Genomic DNA, 15,533 nt, shown 5'->3' on the forward strand with positions numbered 1-15,533 from the left:
TTACAGAGATGGGTTACGCGAAGGAGACAGGCAGATGTCCGGCCACTCTAAATGGGCCACGACGAAGCACAAGAAGGCCGTCATCGACGCCAAGCGCGGCAAGCTCTTCGCGAAGCTGATCAAGAACATCGAGGTCGCGGCGCGCATGGGCGGCGTGGACCTCGAGGGCAACCCGACGCTCTACGACGCCGTTCAGAAGGCCAAGAAGCAGTCGGTTCCCAACAAGAACATCGACTCCGCGATCAAGCGTGGCGGTGGTCTCGAGGCCGGCGGCGCCGACTACGAGACGATCATGTACGAGGGCTACGGCCCCAACGGCGTCGCGGTGCTCATCGAGTGCCTCACCGACAACCGCAACCGCGCCGCCTCCGACGTGCGCGTCGCCATGACCCGCAACGGCGGCAACATGGCCGACCCCGGCTCGGTGTCGTACATGTTCAGCCGCAAGGGCGTCATCATCGTCCCCAAGGGCGAGCTGACCGAGGACGACGTCCTGGGCGCGGTCCTGGACGCCGGTGCCGAAGAGGTCAACGACCTCGGCGAGAACTTCGAGGTCATCAGCGAGGCCACCGACCTGGTCGCGGTCCGCACCGCCCTCCAGGAGGCCGGGATCGACTACGACTCCGCCGATTCCAGCTTCGTGCCGTCCGTCCAGGTCGAGCTGGACGAAGAGGGCGCCAAGAAGATCTTCAAGCTGATCGACGCGCTCGAGGACAGCGACGACGTGCAGAACGTCTTCGCCAACTTCGACGTCAGCGACGAGGTCATGGCGAAGGTCGACGCGTAACGCTGCCGCGAGCTTCGCGGATCACGACGGGCCGGTGGGACACATGTCCCCCGGCCCGCCGCCGTTGTCAGTGGCAGCGGATAGCCTGGCGGGAGTCAAAAGGATCTCCGTCCACGGACCGCAACCATCAATTGGGGAACCACGACGGTGCTCAGCCAGGTCCGCGAGAGCGGCGGCGGCTCAGCCGCAAAAGAGGGGAGGGGGCGCAGGTGCGCGTACTCGGGGTGGACCCCGGACTGACCCGGTGCGGGGTCGGGGTCGTCGAAGGTGTCGCCGGGCGCCCGCTGACCATGCTCGGCGTCGGTGTCGTACGCACCCCGGCGGATGCCGACCTCGGCCACCGCCTCGTCGCCGTCGAGCAGGGCATCGAGGCCTGGCTGGACGAGCACCGGCCCGAGTTCGTGGCCGTGGAGCGCGTCTTCAGCCAGCACAACGTCCGTACGGTGATGGGCACCGCCCAGGCCAGCGCCGTCGCCATGCTGTGCGCCGCCCGCCGTGGCATCCCCGTCGCCCTGCACACCCCCAGCGAGGTCAAGGCCGCCGTCACCGGCAGCGGCCGCGCCGACAAGGCACAGGTCGGCGCCATGGTCACCCGGCTGCTCCGGCTGGACGCCCCGCCGAAGCCGGCCGACGCCGCCGACGCCCTCGCACTCGCCATCTGCCACATCTGGCGCGCCCCCGCCCAGAACCGGCTGCAGCAGGCCGTCGCCCTGCAGGCAGCGAAAGCACCGACCAGAACTCCGAAGGGCCGCACCGCATGATCGCCTTCGTCAGCGGCACGGTCGCCGCACTCGCCCCGGACGCCGCGGTCGTGGAGGTCGGCGGTGTCGGCATGGCCGTCCAGTGCACGCCGAACACACTGTCCACTCTGCGTCTCGGCAAGCCCGCCAAGCTGCACACCTCCCTGGTCGTCCGCGAGGACTCCCTCACGCTGTACGGCTTCGCCGACGACGACGAGCGCCAGGTGTTCGAGCTGCTGCAGACCGCGAGCGGCGTCGGCCCGAGACTCGCCCAGGCGATGCTCGCCGTGCACAGCCCGGACGCCCTGCGCCGGGCCGTCGCCACCGGCGACGAGAAGGCGCTCACGGCCGTGCCCGGCATCGGCAAGAAGGGCGCCCAGAAGCTGCTCCTCGAACTGAAGGACCGTCTCGGCGCACCCGTCGGCGCCCCCGCGGTCGGCGCCCCGGTCACCCAGGGATGGCGCGACCAGCTGCACGCCGCGCTCATCGGCCTCGGCTACGCCACCCGCGAGGCCGACGAGGCGGTCACCGCCGTCGCCCCGCAGGCCGAGGCGGCCGAAGGCGCGCCCCAGGTGGGCCAGTTGCTCAAGGCCGCCCTGCAGACCCTGAACCGCGCCCGCTGACCCCACGACCCGTCGTAAGGCACACACATGAACTGGGACGACCCGACCGACACCGCCGCCACCGACGAGCGGCTCGTCGGCGCGTCCGCCGACCGCGAGGACCAGGCCGTCGAGGCCGCCCTGCGCCCCAAGGACCTGGGCGAGTTCATCGGTCAGGAGAAGGTCCGCGAGCAGCTCGACCTCGTCCTGCGCGCCGCCCGCGCGCGAGGTGCCACCGCCGACCACGTTCTGCTGTCCGGCGCCCCCGGCCTGGGGAAGACCACCCTGTCGATGATCATCGCGGCCGAGATGGGCGCCCCGATCCGCATCACCTCGGGCCCCGCCATCCAGCACGCCGGCGACCTCGCGGCGATCCTGTCCTCCCTCCAGGAGGGCGAGGTCCTCTTCCTCGACGAGATCCACCGCATGTCCCGGCCCGCCGAGGAGATGCTGTACATGGCGATGGAGGACTTCCGCGTCGACGTCATCGTCGGCAAGGGCCCCGGCGCCACCGCCATCCCGCTCGAACTGCCGCCCTTCACCCTGGTCGGCGCCACCACCCGCGCGGGCCTGCTGCCGCCCCCGCTGCGCGACCGCTTCGGCTTCACCGCGCACATGGAGTTCTACGAACCGGCCGAACTGCAGCGCGTCGTCCACCGCTCGGCGAACCTCCTCGACGTCGAGATCGACACCGACGGCGCCGCCGAGATCGCCGGCCGCTCCCGCGGCACCCCGCGCATCGCCAACCGCCTGCTGCGCCGCGTGCGCGACTACGCCCAGGTCAAGGCCGACGGCGTCATCACGCGCGACATCGCCGCGGCGGCCCTGAAGGTGTACGAGGTCGACGCGCGGGGCCTCGACCGGCTCGACCGCGCCGTGCTGGAGGCCCTGCTGAAGCTCTTCGGCGGCGGCCCGGTCGGCCTGTCCACCCTCGCCGTCGCGGTGGGGGAGGAGCGGGAGACCGTCGAGGAGGTCGCCGAGCCCTTCCTCGTACGGGAGGGACTGCTGGCGCGCACCCCCCGCGGCAGGGTCGCGACCCCGGCCGCATGGGCGCATCTCGGCCTCACGCCGCCCCGCGCGGCAGGCTCCGGAAACGGACAACAGGACCTGTTCGGGACGTGACGGCACGGGAACGGCAGGGGTTCGCCGCGGGATGAGACCGGGTTCGGCGCGGGATTGGCGACGTCAGGAACCCAGGTGCCATGCTGAGCGTTGTTCCCTGCGCGCGGACTCGCTTAGACTCCGCCGATGCCGCCCGTGCCGGACGGCATGCATACCCCCATCGAATAGGCCGCACACCACCGCGGTCGTGTGAAGGAAGTTCGACCCGTGAGTCTCGTGACCCTCCTCCCGTTCATCGTGCTCATCGGGGCCATGATCCTGATGACGCGGTCGGCGAAGAAGAAGCAGCAGCAGGCGGCCGACATGCGGAACCAGATGCAGCCCGGTTCCGGCGTCCGCACGATCGGGGGCATGTACGCGACGGTCAAGGAGGTCAGTGAGGACACCGTCCTCCTCGACGCCGGCCCGGGCGTAGAGCTCCTGTTCGCCAAGAACGCCATCGGCGCCGTGCTCTCCGACGACGAGTACAACCGCATCGTCCACGGCATCGAGCACGACCTGAAGTCCGACGTCGTCCCGGACGACGCCTCCTCCCTCACCGAGTCCGACGAGTCCGCCGGCTCCGCCGCCGCCTCCGACGAGACGTCCGTCGACCTCGGCAAGAAGGACGCGGGCGAGGAGTCCTCCGAGGACGCCGCCGAGGCGAAGGACGCCGCCGAGGCGAAGGCGGAAGAGCCGAAGAAGACCGACGGCGACTCCGACACGAAGTAGTACTGCCCCGGTGCGGTGCGGGGGCCTCCTCCGCACGCACCGGGACACGTGTCTCTCGTCAGGGGATCCCACACCATGTCATGGCCGCCCGCCCGCCGACCCGGCGCGAGGCGGCCCGAGAGGGAGTACGAGAAGGTGGCAGCACCTAAAAAGGGCCGGACCGCGAGCGCCCAGAGCAAGCCGGGGCGCTCGCTGGCCCTGATCCTGATCGCCATCGTGGCGCTCACCGGCGGTATGTTCGCGGCCGGTCACACGACCCCGCGTCTCGGTATCGACCTGGCCGGCGGTACCAGCATCACGCTGACGGCTGTCAATGAGCCGGGCCAGCCCAACGCGATCAACAAGACCAACATGGACACCGCTGTCGAGATCATGAACAGCCGTGTCAACGGTCTTGGTGTGTCCGAGGCGGAGGTCCAGACCCAGGGCGCCGACAACATCATCGTCAACATCCCCAAGGGCACGAACTCCAAGCAGGCCCGGGATCAGGTCGGTACCACCGCCAAGCTGTACTTCCGCCCCGTGCTGCAGAGCGCGCCCTCCGGCGGCGCCGCCGTCCCCAGCACCAGCCCGACCGGCAGCCCCAGCGGCAGCGCCTCCCCGAGCGGCAGCCCCTCGCCGAGCGCCTCCACCTCCGCGAGCAGCGGTGACGAGGCCACCCCGTCGGCCAGTGCCACCACGCAGGGCCGCGCGGTCACGGAAGCTCTGAAGGCCGACCCCACCCCCTCGGCGAGCGCCTCGCCCTCCGGCTCCGCCACCCCGAGCGCCACGCCGTCCGCGGACACCGGTTCCGCCGACAGCGACCTCCAGGCCCAGTTCGCCGCTCTGAACTGCGCCGACCCCAAGCAGCGCGCGCAGGCCGGCAAGGCCGCCAAGCCGGAGGACACGACCGTCGCCTGCGGTCAGGACGGCGACGTGTGGACGAAGTTCGTGCTCGGCCCGGTCGCCGTCGACGGCACCGATGTCGACAAGGCCCAGGCCGTCCTCGACACCCAGAGCGGTGCCGGCTGGAAGGTCACGATGGACTTCAGCGGCAGCGGCGGCAAGAAGTTCGCCAAGATCACGGGTGACCTGGCCACCAAGGCCTCCCCGCAGAACGAGTTCGCCATCGTCCTGGACGACAAGGTCATCTCGCACCCGTACGTCCGTACGGCCATCAGCGGCGGCAACGCGGAGATCTCCGGCAACTTCACCCAGACCGAGGCGCAGAGCCTGTCCAACATGCTCTCCTACGGTGCGCTCCCGCTGACCTTCAAGGAGTCCAGCGTCACCACCGTCACGGCCGCGCTCGGCAGCGAGCAGCTGCACGCGGGTCTGCTGGCCGGCGCCATCGGCCTCGCCCTGGTCGTGCTCTACCTCGTCGTGTACTACCGCGGCCTGTCGCTCGTCGCGTGCGCCTCGCTGCTGGTGTCCGCCGCGCTCACCTACGTGATCATGTCGCTGCTCGGCCCGGCCATCGGCTTCGCGCTGAACCTGCCGGCCGTCTGCGGTGCCATCGTCGCGATCGGCATCACAGCCGACTCCTTCATCGTGTACTTCGAACGCATCCGGGACGAGATCCGCGAGGGCCGCTCGCTGCGCCCCGCCGTGGAGCGGGCCTGGCCGCGTGCCCGGCGCACCATCCTGGTCTCCGACTTCGTGTCGTTCCTGGCCGCCGCGGTGCTGTTCATCGTCACCGTCGGCAAGGTCCAGGGCTTCGCGTTCACGCTGGGTCTGACCACCCTGCTGGACGTGGTCGTCGTCTTCTTCTTCACCAAGCCGCTGATGACGATCCTCGCCCGCACGAAGTTCTTCGGAGGCGGCCACAAGTGGTCCGGCCTCGACCCGAAGGGCCTGGGCGCCAAGCCGCCGCTGCGCCGCACCCGCCGTCCCGCCGGCCCTGTCGCGGGCCCCGTCGACCCGAAGGAGGCCTGAGATGTCGAAGCTCGGCAACCTCGGAGCCCGACTGCACCGCGGTGAGGTCAGCTACGACTTCATCGGCCACCGCAAGCTCTGGTACGGCATCTCGGTCCTGATCACCATCACGGCCATCCTGGGCCTGGGGGTGCGCGGCCTGAACATGGGCATCGACTTCCAGGGCGGCGCCGTCTTCACCACCCCGAAGACCAGCGTCTCGGTCTCCCAGGCCGAGGAGTACGCGGCGGAGGCCTCCGGCCACGACGCGGTCGTGCAGAAGCTCGGCAACGGCACGCTGCGCATCCAGATCGCCGGCATGGACACCCAGCAGTCCGACCAGATCAAGACCGAGCTGGCCAAGGACTTCAAGGTCGACCCGGAGCGGATCGCCGCCGACCTGGTCGGTCCGAGCTGGGGCGACCAGATCGCCAACAAGGCCTGGCAGGGTCTGGCGATCTTCATGGTCCTGGTCGTGATCTATCTGGCGATCGCGTTCGAGTGGCGCATGGCCATCGCCGCCCTCGTCGCGCTGATCCACGACATCACCATCACGGTGGGTATCTACGCCCTGGTGGGCTTCGAGGTCACGCCCGGCACGGTGATCGGTCTGCTGACGATCCTGGGTTACTCGCTCTACGACACGGTCGTCGTCTTCGACAGCCTCAAGGAGCAGACGAAGGACATCACCAAGCAGACCCGCTTCACCTACAGCGAGATCGCCAACCGCTCCATCAACGGCACCCTGGTGCGCTCGATCAACACCACGGTCGTCGCGCTGCTGCCGGTGGCGGGCCTGCTGTTCATCGGTGGCGGCTTCCTCGGCGCGGGCACGCTCAACGACATCTCGCTGTCGCTGTTCGTCGGCCTCGCGGCCGGTGCCTACTCCTCGATCTTCATCGCCACGCCGCTCGTCGCCGACCTCAAGGAGCGCGAGCCGCAGCTGAAGGCGCTGAAGAAGCGCGTCCTCGCCAAGCGCGCCCAGGGCGGCGACCAGGCCGAGCCGTCGGCCGCCGTCGCCGGTGAGGCGTACGACGGTCCCGAGGACGCCGCTCCGGCTGTCGTCGGCCCGCGCGAGACGTCCGCCGCCCGCAGCCGAGGCCGTGGCCGTCCGTCCGGGAAGCGCCGATGACCGAGCTCAGGCAGCTGCTGCTCAGCCGCATCCGCGAGGTCGCCGACTATCCCGAGCCGGGCGTGATGTTCAAGGACATCACCCCGCTGCTCGCGGACCCGGCCGCGTTCACCGCGCTGACCGACGCGTTCGCGGAGATCGCCGTGCGCACCGGGGCCACCAAGGTCGTCGGCCTGGAGGCTCGCGGCTTCATCCTCGGTGCGCCGGTCGCCGTCCGCGCGGGGCTCGGCTTCATCCCCGTACGCAAGGCGGGCAAGCTCCCCGGAGCGACCCTCGGCCAGCGTTACGACCTGGAGTACGGCTCGGCCGAGATCGAGGTGCACGCCGAGGACCTGGCGGCCGACGACCGGGTTCTGGTCGTCGACGACGTCCTCGCCACCGGCGGCACCGCCGAGGCCTCGCTGCAGCTGATCCGGCGCGCGGGCGCCCAGGTCGCGGGGGTCGCCGTACTGATGGAGCTCAGCTTCCTCGACGGCCGTACCCGCCTGACGGCGGCCCTGGACGGAGCGCCCCTGGAGGCGCTGCTCACCGTCTGACCGCACCGGGCGAGGACCCCGAAGACGCAGGTCGCAGCACACTGAGGCGGGCCCGGAGGAATCCGGAGCCCGCCTTCGGTGTTGCTGCGTGAGCAGTCCGCACTTCGGCCTGAAGGCGATCCTGGAGCCCAGGCTCGCTACCATGGGTTCTCCGGAGCCTGACCGGGGGACCCGGAACGCGCACGAGGAGCCCTCTTGCCAGACGAGGCCCAGCACCTGACCGCCGCCAAGCCCGAGCCCGCCTCGGAGCAGCCGGCCACGCCCGCGCCCGACGCGAAGAACGACACCCGCGGGACGGCCGAGCACGCCCAGTCCGCGCCCGTCGACCGGCCCGCCGAGGCCGCCCGCCCCAAGCCGGCTCCCGCTCCTCCCGCGCGCAGCGCTCCCTCGCCCGCTCCCACGCCCCCGATCCGTCCGGCCGCGCCCCAGCCGTCCGCCCGTTCCGGCTCCTCCAACCGCGTCCGCGCCCGGCTCGCCCGCCTCGGCGTCCAGCGCGCCAACCCCTACAACCCGGTCCTGGAACCGCTGCTGCGGATAGTGCGCAGCAACGACCCCAAGATCGAGACGGCGACCCTGCGCCAGATCGAGAAGGCCTACCAGGTCGCCGAGCGCTGGCACCGCGGCCAGAAGCGCAAGAGCGGCGACCCGTACATTACCCACCCCCTCGCGGTGACCACCATCCTCGCCGAGCTCGGCATGGACCCGGCCACCCTCATGGCCGGCCTGCTGCACGACACCGTCGAGGACACCGAGTACGGCCTGGAGGACCTGCGCCGCGACTTCGGCGACGTCGTCGCCCTCCTCGTCGACGGCGTCACCAAGCTGGACAAGGTCAAGTTCGGCGAGGCCGCCCAGGCCGAGACCGTACGCAAGATGGTCGTGGCGATGGCCAAGGACCCGCGCGTGCTGGTCATCAAGCTCGCCGACCGCCTGCACAACATGCGCACCATGCGCTACCTCAAGCGCGAGAAGCAGGAGAAGAAGGCGCGCGAGACCCTCGAGATCTACGCGCCGCTCGCCCACCGCCTGGGCATGAACACCATCAAGTGGGAGCTGGAGGACCTCGCCTTCGCGATCCTCTACCCCAAGATGTACGACGAGATCGTCCGGCTGGTGGCCGAAAGGGCACCGAAGCGTGACGAATACCTGGCCATAGTGACCGACGAGGTCCAGCAGGACCTGCGCGCGGCCCGTATCAAGGCCACCGTCACCGGCCGCCCGAAGCACTACTACAGCGTCTACCAGAAGATGATCGTCCGCGGCCGTGACTTCGCGGAGATCTACGACCTGGTCGGCATCCGCGTCCTCGTGGACACCGTCCGCGACTGCTACGCGGCCCTCGGCACCGTGCACGCGCGCTGGAACCCGGTCCCCGGCCGGTTCAAGGACTACATCGCGATGCCGAAGTTCAACATGTACCAGTCGCTGCACACGACGGTCATCGGCCCCAACGGCAAGCCGGTCGAACTCCAGATCCGTACGTTCGACATGCACCGCCGCGCCGAGTACGGCATCGCCGCGCACTGGAAGTACAAGCAGGACGCCGTCGCCGGTGCCTCCAAGGTCCGCACGGACGTGCCCCGCACGTCCGGCAAGGACAAGGACGCCGTCAACGACATGGCGTGGCTGCGCCAGCTCCTGGACTGGCAGAAGGAGACCGAGGACCCCGGCGAGTTCCTCGAGTCGCTGCGCTTCGACCTCTCCCGCAACGAGGTCTTCGTCTTCACGCCCAAGGGCGACGTCATAGCGCTGCCCGCGGGCGCCACCCCGGTCGACTTCGCCTACGCCGTCCACACCGAGGTCGGCCACCGCACCATAGGAGCCCGCGTCAACGGCCGCCTGGTGCCGCTGGAGTCCACCCTGGACAACGGCGACCTGGTGGAGGTCTTCACCTCCAAGGCGGCGGGCGCCGGACCCTCCCGCGACTGGCTGAGCTTCGTCAAGTCGCCCCGGGCCCGCAACAAGATCCGCGCCTGGTTCTCCAAGGAGCGCCGCGACGAGGCCATCGAGCAGGGCAAGGACGCCATCGTCCGCGCGATGCGCAAGCAGAACCTGCCGATCCAGCGCATCCTCACCGGCGACTCGCTCGTCACCCTCGCGCACGAGATGCGCTACCCCGACATCTCCGCCCTGTACGCGGCGATCGGCGAGGGCCATGTCTCCGCGCAGAGCGTCGTGCAGAAGCTCGTCCAGGCCTTCGGTGGCGAGGAGGCGGCCACCGAGGAGATCGACGAGAGCGTGCCGCCCGCGCGCGGACGCAGCCGCAAGCGCCGCTCCAGCGCCGACCCGGGCGTCGTCGTCAAGGGCGTCGACGACGTGTGGGTGAAACTGGCCCGCTGCTGTACGCCCGTCCCCGGCGACCCGATCATCGGCTTCGTCACCCGAGGTAGTGGCGTATCGGTTCACCGCAGCGACTGCGTCAACGTGGAGTCACTGTCCCGCGAGCCCGAGCGCATCCTCGACGTCGAGTGGGCCCCCACCCAGTCCTCGGTCTTCCTGGTCGCCATCCAGGTCGAGGCCCTGGACCGCTCCCGGCTCCTGTCGGACGTCACCCGCGTCCTGTCCGACCAGCACGTCAACATCCTCTCCGCGGCCGTCCAGACCTCCCGCGACCGCGTGGCCACCTCCCGCTTCACCTTCGAGATGGGCGACCCCAAGCACCTGGGCCACGTCCTGAAGGCCGTACGCGGCGTCGAGGGCGTCTACGACGTCTACCGCGTGACGTCGGCCCGCAGCCGGTCGTAACGGCCGCAGGGACACGAAGAAGGGGCTCCCCGAGGGGAGCCCCTTCCTCATGTGCGGTACGGCGTCAGCCGCCGAACTCCTGCAGACCCTTCAGGGCCTGGTCCAGCAGCGCCTGGCGGCCCTCCAGCTCCTTCTCGAGCTTGTCGGCACGGGCGTTGTTGCCCTGCGCGCGCGCCTGCTCGATCTGGCCCTTGAGCTTGTCCACCGCGGCCTGCAGCTGACCGGTCAGCCCCTCGGCACGCGCGCGTGCCTCCGGGTTGGTGCGGCGCCACTCGGCCTCCTCGGCCTCCTGGATCGCCCGCTCCACGGCGTGCATGCGGCCCTCGACCTTCGGCCGGGCGTCGCGCGGCACATGACCGATCGCCTCCCAGCGCTCGTTGACCGTGCGGAACGCGGCCCGCGCGGCCTTCAGGTCGGTGACCGGGAGGATCTTCTCGGCCTCCTCCGCCAGCTCCTCCTTGAGCTTGAGGTTCTCCGCCTGCTCGGCGTCCCGCTCGGCGAAAACCGAGCCACGGGCCGCGAAGAACACGTCCTGGGCGCCGCGGAAGCGGTTCCACAGGTCGTCCTCGTGCTCGCGCTGGGCGCGCCCGGCGGCCTTCCACTCGGTCATCAGCTCGCGGTAACGCGCGGCCGTGGGACCCCAGTCCGTCGAACCGGACAGCGCCTCGGCCTCCGCGACCAGCCGCTCCTTGGTCCTGCGGGCCTCCTCGCGCTGCGCGTCCAGCTGCGCGAAGTGGGCCTTGCGACGCTTGGAGAACGCCGAGCGCGCGTGCGAGAAGCGGTGCCACAGCTCGTCGTCCGACTTGCGGTCGAGCCGGGGCAGCCCCTTCCAGGTGTCCACCAGCGCGCGCAGCCGCTCACCGGCCGCCCGCCACTGGTCCGACTGCGCCAGCTCCTCGGCCTCGACGACCAGCGACTCCTTGGCGTGACGGGCCTCGTCGGTCTGCTTGGCCCGCTGTGCCTTGCGCTCCTCGCGGCGCGTCTCGACCAGCCCCGCGAGCTTGTCCAGCCGGGCCCGCAGCGCGTCCAGATCGCCGACCGCGTGGTGCGCGTCCACCTGCTCGCGCAGATGGCCGATCGCGGTCTGGGCGTCCTTCGCCGACAGGTCGGTGGTCTTCACTCGCTTCTCGAGGAGGCCGATCTCGACAACCAGGCCCTCGTACTTGCGCTCGAAGTAGGCCAGCGCCTCCTCGGGGGAGCCTGCCTGCCAGGAACCGACGACCTGCTCGCCGTCGGCCGTACGCACGTACACGGTCCCCGTCTCGTCGACGCGGCCCCACGGGTCGCTGCTCACAGCGCCTCCTCCACATGATGCCTGCGGGGGGCCTCAGCTCCCCCGGGCATCGTCCACAGTTTCGTCACGGCCAACATAGGCGACCGGCGGGTTGCCTGTCCGCATCCCGCGCGACCGAAATTCCGCAGATGGCGGTCCGGATGGGGTCAGGATTTCGCGACCGTCGCCTTGTCGATCACAACGGTCGCGTTCGGCGCGCCGTCACCGGCGCCGGTGTTCTCGCCGGCCTCGGCGATCTTCTTCAGGACCGTCATGCCCGATGCGGAAACGGTACCGAACGGTGTGTAGCTGGGGGGCAGCTGACTGTCCTGGTAGACGAGGAAGAACTGGCTGCCGCCGGTGTGCGGCTGGCCGGTGTTCGCCATCGCGACCGTGCCCGCCGGGTACACGCCGCCCTTGAGGCTCTTGTCCTTCAGATTCTCGTCCGGGAGGGTGTAGCCCGGCCCGCCGCTGCCGCTGCCCGTCGGGTCGCCGCACTGCAGCACGTAGATGTTGCTCGTGGTGAGCCGGTGGCACTTGGTGTGGTCGAAGTAGCCCTTGCCCGCCAGGTAGTCGAACGAGTTCACCGTGTGCGGGGCCGCCGACGCGTTCAGCGCGATGTCGATGTCACCGCACGTCGTGGCCAGCTTCATCGTGTACTTGGCCGACTTGTCGATGGTGACCGCCGGCTCCTTCTTCCACGTCTGCGTCTTCACCTTGCCCTCGGCGGGCTTGTCGCAGGGGTCCTTGACCGCGCTGGGCGTGGGGTCCGTGGTGGCGCTCGCGTTCGCCTTGTCGTCCTTGTCGTCCTTCATGACCCCGGTCGTGTACAGCGCGAGGCTGCCCACCAGGACCACGCCGAGCACCGACGCGATCACCGAGTTGCGGACCTTCGCCTTCCGTCGCGACTCGGTGCGCCGCTGCTGCTGCCGCAAGAACTTCTCCCGGGCGAGCTGCCGCCGCCGCTGTTCCTGGGTGACCACCGGGTTGTCTCCTCGTACGTCCGTCTGGTGTGTGCCCCGTACCGTATATGGGTTCGCTGAGGAATCGGCAGCGCCGGTAGGCTCTGACCTCAGGCGTAGCCCATGCGCAAGCCACCCCGAACCGACACAACGAAGGACGATCGTGCTCATTGCCGGGTTCCCCGCCGGGGCCTGGGGGACGAACTGTTATCTCGTCGCCCCCGCCGCCGGTGAGGAGTGCGTGATCATCGACCCGGGCCATCAGGCGGCCCCCGGAGTCGAGGAAGCACTGAAGAAGCATCGGCTCAAGCCCGTCGCCGTCGTCCTCACCCATGGCCACATCGACCATGTGGCCTCGGTCGTCCCGGTCTGCGGAGCGCACGACGTACCGGCCTGGATCCACCCCGAGGACCGGTACATGATGAGCGACCCCGAGAAGGCGCTCGGCCGGTCCATCGGCATGCCGTTGCTCGGCGAGCTGACCGTGGGGGAGCCGGACGACGTCAAGGAGCTCACCGACGGCGCGAAGCTGGAGCTGGCCGGACTGGAACTGACGGTCGCCCACGCGCCCGGCCATACCAAGGGGTCGGTGACCTTCGGCATGCCCGAGGCGGCGGACATCCCGCCGATCCTGTTCTCGGGCGACCTGCTGTTCGCCGGCTCCATCGGACGCACCGACCTGCCCGGCGGTGACATGGCCGAGATGCTCGACTCGCTGGCGCGTGTGTGCCTGCCGCTCGAGGACTCGACCGTGGTGCTGTCGGGCCACGGTCCCCAGACGACCATCGGCCAGGAGCGCGCCACCAACCCGTATCTGCGGAAGGTGGCCGCCGGCCCGGGAGCTGACGTCGACGCTCCCCGACGAGGAATGTGACGAGAGACTTTCCGTGAGCACCTTCAAGGCCCCCAAGGGCACCTACGACCTCATCCCGCCGGACAGCGCCAAGTTCCTGGCCGTCCGCGAGGCCATCGCCGCCCCGCTGCGCAACTCCGGCTACGGCTACATCGAGACGCCCGGCTTCGAGAACGTCGAGCTGTTCGCGCGCGGTGTCGGCGAGTCCACCGACATCGTCACCAAGGAGATGTACGCCTTCGAGACCAAGGGCGGCGACCGGCTCGCCCTGCGCCCCGAGGGCACCGCGTCCGTGCTGCGTGCCGCCTTGGAGGCCAACCTGCACAAGGCGGGCAACCTCCCGGTCAAGCTCTGGTACTCCGGCTCGTACTACCGCTACGAGCGCCCGCAGAAGGGCCGCTACAGGCACTTCTCGCAGGTCGGCGCCGAGGCGATCGGTGCCGAGGACCCGGCCCTGGACGCCGAGCTGATCATCCTGGCCGACCAGGCCTACCGCTCCCTCGGCCTGCGGAACTTCCGCATCCTGCTCAACAGCCTCGGCGACAAGGAGTGCCGCCCCGTCTACCGGGCCGCCCTCCAGGACTTCCTGCGCGGCCTGGACCTCGACGAGGACACCCTGCGCCGCGCGGAGATCAACCCGCTGCGCGTCCTGGACGACAAGCGCGAGTCGGTCCAGAAGCAGCTCGGCGACGCCCCGCTGCTGCGCGACTACCTGTGCGACGCCTGCAAGGCGTACCACGAGGAGGTCCGCGAGCTGATCACGGCCGCCGGTGTCGCCTTCGAGGACGACCCCAAGCTGGTCCGCGGCCTGGACTACTACACGCGTACGACGTTCGAGTTCGTCCACGACGGCCTGGGCTCCCAGTCCGCGGTGGGCGGCGGCGGCCGCTACGACGGCCTGTCCGAGATGATCGGCGGCCCCGCCCTGCCGTCCGTCGGCTGGGCCCTCGGCGTCGACCGCACGGTCCTCGCCCTGGAGGCCGAGGGCGTCGAGCTCGCCCTCCCGGCGTCCACCAGCGTCTTCGCCGTCCCCCTCGGCGAGGAGGCCCGTCGCGTGCTGTTCGCGAAGGTCACCGAGCTGCGCAAGGTCGGTGTCGCGGCGGACTTCAGTTACGGCGGCAAGGGCCTGAAGGCGGCGATGAAGGCGGCCAACCGCTCCGGCGCGCGCTACGCCCTGGTCGCCGGTGAGCGCGACCTCGCCGAGGGTGTCGTCCAGCTCAAGGACATGGAGTCCGGCGAGCAGTCGGCGGTCGGTGTGAACGAGATCGTGGCCGAGCTTGAGGCGCGGCTCGGCTGAGCGCACACGCGTGTGGAGGGGCGTCCGGGTTTCCGGACGCCCTTTCGCATGCCGTGGGGACACCTGTCCGAGACCGAACGCTCCCGGCTGAACCGACGTACATCCTTGTGGTGAGCGAACGGTGCGCTTACGCGCGTGTGCGGCACAATGGCCCCTGCCCGAAGATGTTCCAAGTCTCAAGTGACGGAATCGGCGTGATGAGCAAGACGACAGTGCAGGACGTCTCCACCGAGCCCGAGCCCCGGCCGGACGCCGCGGTGCCACGCGCGGTCGGCGGCAGCCGGGCCTTCGCGCTGCTGCTCGTGATCACGGGCGCGGCCGGACTGCTGGCCGCCTGGGTCATCACGATCGACAAGTTCAAGCTGCTGGAGGCGAAGGTCGAGGGCAAGACCTTCACGCCCGGCTGCAGCCTCAACCCGGTCGTCTCCTGCGGCAGCGTGATGGAGAGCGACCAGGCGTCCGTCTTCGGCTTCCCCAACCCGATGCTCGGCCTCGTCGCCTACGGCATCGTGATCTGCGTCGGCGTGAGCCTGCTCGCGCGGGCCCGCTTCCCGCGCTGGTACTGGCTCGTCCTCAACGCCGGGACGCTGTTCGGCGTGAGCTTCTGCGCCTGGCTGATGTTCCAGTCGCTGTACCGGATCAACGCGCTGTGCCTGTGGTGCTGCCTGGCCTGGGTCGCCACGATCGTCATGTTCTGGTACGTGACCTCGTTCAACGTCCGCAACGACCACCTGCCCGCCCCGCGCTGGCTCAAGAGCTTCTTCGGCGAGTTCACCTGGGTCATGCCTGTGCTGCACATCGGGATCATCGGCATGCTGATCCTGACCCGCTGGTGGGACTTCTGGACGAGCTGACGCCCCGCAGGCGAGCCGGCGAGCTG

Annotated in this window: 14 protein-coding genes; 12 read left to right on the forward strand and 2 right to left on the reverse strand. The window is 70.0% G+C overall.

Features of this window, described 5'->3' with window-relative positions; genetic code table 11:
• Window positions 1-34: 34 nt before the first annotated feature.
• The 9 genes from RKD23_RS31090 (at window position 35) to RKD23_RS31130 (ending at window position 10,268) form a co-directional block, all read left to right on the forward strand.
• Window positions 35-787, forward strand: coding sequence for a YebC/PmpR family DNA-binding transcriptional regulator (locus RKD23_RS31090; protein WP_404043087.1), 753 nt, complete (start codon window positions 35-37; stop codon window positions 785-787).
• Window positions 788-996: 209 nt separating this feature from the next.
• On the forward strand, window positions 997-1,548 hold the full coding sequence (ruvC, locus tag RKD23_RS31095; RefSeq protein ID WP_424856702.1) for a crossover junction endodeoxyribonuclease RuvC: 552 nt from the start codon (window positions 997-999) through the stop codon (window positions 1,546-1,548).
• Window positions 1,545-2,150: a Holliday junction branch migration protein RuvA gene (gene ruvA, locus RKD23_RS31100; protein WP_424856703.1), complete on the forward strand. Its 606-nt coding sequence runs from the start codon at window positions 1,545-1,547 to the stop codon at window positions 2,148-2,150. Before ruvC ends, ruvA begins: the two co-directional genes overlap by 4 nt.
• Window positions 2,151-2,177: 27 nt before the next feature.
• Window positions 2,178-3,251 (forward strand): Holliday junction branch migration DNA helicase RuvB, encoded by a 1,074-nt coding sequence (gene ruvB / locus RKD23_RS31105; RefSeq protein WP_424856704.1) that lies wholly within the window; start codon window positions 2,178-2,180, stop codon window positions 3,249-3,251.
• Window positions 3,252-3,458: 207 nt separating this feature from the next.
• Window positions 3,459-3,962, forward strand: a complete 504-nt coding sequence (gene yajC / locus RKD23_RS31110; RefSeq protein ID WP_424856705.1) for a preprotein translocase subunit YajC — start codon at window positions 3,459-3,461, stop codon at window positions 3,960-3,962.
• 135 nt (window positions 3,963-4,097) lie between these two features.
• Entirely contained in the window at window positions 4,098-5,876 is a 1,779-nt protein-coding gene (secD, locus tag RKD23_RS31115; RefSeq protein WP_424856706.1) for a protein translocase subunit SecD, read from the forward strand.
• Between the two features lies 1 nt (window position 5,877).
• Window positions 5,878-6,987, forward strand: a complete 1,110-nt coding sequence (secF, locus tag RKD23_RS31120; RefSeq protein ID WP_424856707.1) for a protein translocase subunit SecF — start codon at window positions 5,878-5,880, stop codon at window positions 6,985-6,987.
• Window positions 6,984-7,523 (forward strand): adenine phosphoribosyltransferase, encoded by a 540-nt coding sequence (locus RKD23_RS31125; RefSeq protein WP_424856708.1) that lies wholly within the window; start codon window positions 6,984-6,986, stop codon window positions 7,521-7,523. Before secF ends, RKD23_RS31125 begins: the two co-directional genes overlap by 4 nt.
• Window positions 7,524-7,718: 195 nt before the next feature.
• On the forward strand, window positions 7,719-10,268 hold the full coding sequence (locus RKD23_RS31130; RefSeq protein WP_424856709.1) for a RelA/SpoT family protein: 2,550 nt from the start codon (window positions 7,719-7,721) through the stop codon (window positions 10,266-10,268).
• Window positions 10,269-10,332: 64 nt separating this feature from the next.
• On the opposite strand, the gene RKD23_RS31135 is transcribed toward RKD23_RS31130, so the two are convergent.
• Both RKD23_RS31135 and RKD23_RS31140 read right to left on the reverse strand, forming a co-directional pair.
• Window positions 10,333-11,562 (reverse strand): DUF349 domain-containing protein, encoded by a 1,230-nt coding sequence (locus RKD23_RS31135; RefSeq protein ID WP_424856710.1) that lies wholly within the window; start codon window positions 11,560-11,562, stop codon window positions 10,333-10,335.
• Window positions 11,563-11,708: 146 nt separating this feature from the next.
• Entirely contained in the window at window positions 11,709-12,524 is an 816-nt protein-coding gene (locus RKD23_RS31140) for a peptidylprolyl isomerase (RefSeq protein WP_424856711.1), read from the reverse strand.
• 142 nt (window positions 12,525-12,666) lie between these two features.
• On the opposite strand from RKD23_RS31140, the gene RKD23_RS31145 reads away from it, so the two are divergent.
• The 3 genes from RKD23_RS31145 to RKD23_RS31155 all read left to right on the forward strand — a co-directional run bounded on the left by RKD23_RS31145 (window position 12,667) and on the right by RKD23_RS31155 (window position 15,507).
• Window positions 12,667-13,377, forward strand: coding sequence for an MBL fold metallo-hydrolase (locus RKD23_RS31145; protein ID WP_424856712.1), 711 nt, complete (start codon window positions 12,667-12,669; stop codon window positions 13,375-13,377).
• A 13-nt stretch (window positions 13,378-13,390) separates the two neighbouring features.
• Window positions 13,391-14,653 (forward strand): histidine--tRNA ligase, encoded by a 1,263-nt coding sequence (gene hisS, locus RKD23_RS31150; RefSeq protein ID WP_424856713.1) that lies wholly within the window; start codon window positions 13,391-13,393, stop codon window positions 14,651-14,653.
• A 197-nt stretch (window positions 14,654-14,850) separates the two neighbouring features.
• Window positions 14,851-15,507 carry a vitamin K epoxide reductase family protein gene (locus RKD23_RS31155; protein ID WP_424856714.1) on the forward strand — a complete coding sequence of 219 codons (657 nt, stop codon included), beginning with the start codon at window positions 14,851-14,853 and terminating at the stop codon, window positions 15,505-15,507.
• Window positions 15,508-15,533 lie beyond the last annotated feature (26 nt).

Origin of the sequence: Streptomyces sp. SAI-170 (assembly GCF_049739565.1) — a bacterium.
Lineage (GTDB): Bacteria > Actinomycetota > Actinomycetes > Streptomycetales > Streptomycetaceae > Streptomyces.

Excerpts from the sequence above, each read along its gene's own strand:
- ruvB (WP_424856704.1), top strand. The coding sequence starts at position 2,178 with ATGAACTGGGACGACCCGACCGACACCGCCGCCACCGACGAGCGGCTC.
- ruvA (WP_424856703.1), top strand. The coding sequence starts at position 1,545 with ATGATCGCCTTCGTCAGCGGCACGGTCGCCGCACTCGCCCCGGACGCC.
- RKD23_RS31155 (WP_424856714.1), top strand. The coding sequence starts at position 14,851 with ATGAGCAAGACGACAGTGCAGGACGTCTCCACCGAGCCCGAGCCCCGG.
- secF (WP_424856707.1), top strand. The coding sequence starts at position 5,878 with ATGTCGAAGCTCGGCAACCTCGGAGCCCGACTGCACCGCGGTGAGGTC.
- RKD23_RS31125 (WP_424856708.1), top strand. The coding sequence starts at position 6,984 with ATGACCGAGCTCAGGCAGCTGCTGCTCAGCCGCATCCGCGAGGTCGCC.
- RKD23_RS31090 (WP_404043087.1), top strand. The coding sequence starts at position 35 with ATGTCCGGCCACTCTAAATGGGCCACGACGAAGCACAAGAAGGCCGTC.